The sequence below is a fragment of the Neptuniibacter sp. 2_MG-2023 genome (assembly GCF_030547495.1).
In the GTDB taxonomy this organism is placed as follows: domain Bacteria; phylum Pseudomonadota; class Gammaproteobacteria; order Pseudomonadales; family Balneatricaceae; genus Neptuniibacter.
Genome location: NZ_JAUOQC010000027.1, coordinates 1 through 2315 on the forward strand (window position 1 = coordinate 1; position 2315 = coordinate 2315).

General features: G+C 49.1%; 1 tRNA gene and 1 rRNA gene. Both read left to right on the forward strand.

Annotated elements, in window-relative coordinates:
• Positions 1 to 4 precede the first annotated feature (4 nt).
• A tRNA-Ala gene (locus Q4486_RS15715) sits at positions 5 to 80 on the forward strand.
• A 231-nt stretch (positions 81 to 311) separates the two neighbouring features.
• Positions 312 to 2315: ribosomal RNA gene (locus Q4486_RS15720) — 23S ribosomal RNA — on the forward strand; the annotation flags it as partial.

Here is a 2315-nt window from a genome sequence, read left to right on the forward strand (position 1 = left end):
ACATGGGGCTATAGCTCAGCTGGGAGAGCGCCTGCTTTGCACGCAGGAGGTCTGCGGTTCGATCCCGCATAGCTCCACCATAACTCTTCGGTCTAAGGATTAAGAGTTTTAAAACATAGCTCAATTAGTGAAGATTGTTTACTAAATGACTTATCTTTTAAAGCTTTTTTGCTTTAAACGCTCTTTAACAATTTGGATTTAGATTCATTGATTTAGATTGACTTGTATTTTTCATACAAGCGCCAATTCGGCGAAATCTATCGTTACTGTACTAATCAGTTACTATGATTCCAGACGCCTTCGGGTTATATGGTCAAGTGACTAAGCGTGCACGGTGGATGCCTTGGCAGTCAGAGGCGATGAAGGACGTTGTAACCTGCGATAAGGTTCGGGGAGCTGGTAAACAAGCTTTGATCCGGACATTTCCGAATGGGGAAACCCACCTATTTATAGGTATCTTTTACGTGAATACATAGCGTATTAGAGGCGAACCCGGGGAACTGAAACATCTAAGTACCCGGAGGAAAAGAAATCAACCGAGATTCCCTAAGTAGCGGCGAGCGAACGGGGATTAGCCCTTAAGCAATAATGTAGTTAGAAGAACGCTCTGGAAAGTGCGGCCATAGTGGGTGATAGCCCCGTATTCAAAAGCTTATTTATTGTGAAATCGAGTAGGACGGGACACGTGATATCCTGTCTGAACATGGGGGGACCATCCTCCAAGGCTAAATACTCCTGACTGACCGATAGTGAACCAGTACCGTGAGGGAAAGGCGAAAAGAACCCCTGTGAGGGGAGTGAAATAGATCCTGAAACCGTGTACGTACAAGCAGTGGGAGCCGTTTTAGGACGGTGACTGCGTACCTTTTGTATAATGGGTCAGCGACTTACTTTTAGTGGCAAGGTTAAGCAATTGCGGAGCCGTAGGGAAACCGAGTCTTAATAGGGCGTCCAGTCGCTAGGAGTAGACCCGAAACCGAGTGATCTATCCATGGGCAGGTTGAAGATGCAGTAACATGCATTGGAGGACCGAACCGACTGTCGTTGAAAAGCCAGCGGATGACTTGTGGATAGGAGTGAAAGGCTAATCAAACTCGGAGATAGCTGGTTCTCCTCGAAAACTATTTAGGTAGTGCCTCGTGTCTAACCATGGGGGGTAGAGCACTGTTTCGGCTAGGGGGTCATCCCGACTTACCAACCCGATGCAAACTCCGAATACCCATGAGTTCAATCACGGGAGACACACGGCGGGTGCTAACGTCCGTCGTGGAAAGGGAAACAACCCAGACCGTCAGCTAAGGTCCCAAAGTTTATGCTAAGTGGGAAACGATGTGGGAAGGCTTAGACAGCTAGGAGGTTGGCTTAGAAGCAGCCACCCTTTAAAGAAAGCGTAATAGCTCACTAGTCGAGTCGGCCCGCGCGGAAGATATAACGGGGCTAAGCATAACACCGAAGCTACGGATGCACTTTGTGCATGGTAGAGGAGCGTTCTGTAAGTGGTTGAAGCGAAAGCCGTAAGGCATCGTGGACATATCAGAAGTGCGAATGCTGACATGAGTAACGATAAGGGAGGTGAAAACCCTCCCCGCCGGAAGACCAAGGGTTCCTGTCCAACGCTATTCGAGGCAGGGTGAGTCGGCCCCTAAGGAGAGGCTGAAGAGCGTATCCGATGGGAAACTGGTTAATATTCCAGTACTGCTCATAACTGCGATGGGGTGACGGAGAAGGCTAGACTAGCGCGGCGTTGGTTGTCCGCGTTTAAGGTAGTAGGCTAAGAACTTAGGTAAATCCGGGTTCTTATTAGGCTGAGAACCGATGACGAGTTCCTATATGGAATGAAGTAGTTGATGCCATGCTTCCAGGAAAAACCTCTAAGCTTCAGGTTATGACTAACCGTACCCCAAACCGACACAGGTGGTCAGGTAGAGAATACTAAGGCGTATGAGAAAACTCGGGTGAAGGAACTAGGCAAAATGGCACCGTAACTTCGGGAGAAGGTGCGCCGGTTTTGGTGATGGGACTTGCTCCCTAAGCTGAGGCCGGTCGAAGATACCAGGTGGCTGCGACTGTTTATTAAAAACATAGCACTCTGCAAACTCGAAAGAGGACGTATAGGGTGTGACGCCTGCCCGGTGCCGGAAGGTTAATTGATGGGGTTAGCACTTGTGCGAAGCTCTTGATCGAAGCCCCGGTAAACGGCGGCCGTAACTATAACGGTCCTAAGGTAGCGAAATTCCTTGTCGGGTAAGTTCCGACCTGCACGAATGGCGTAACGATGGCCACACTGTCTCCACCCGAGACTCAGTGAAATTGAA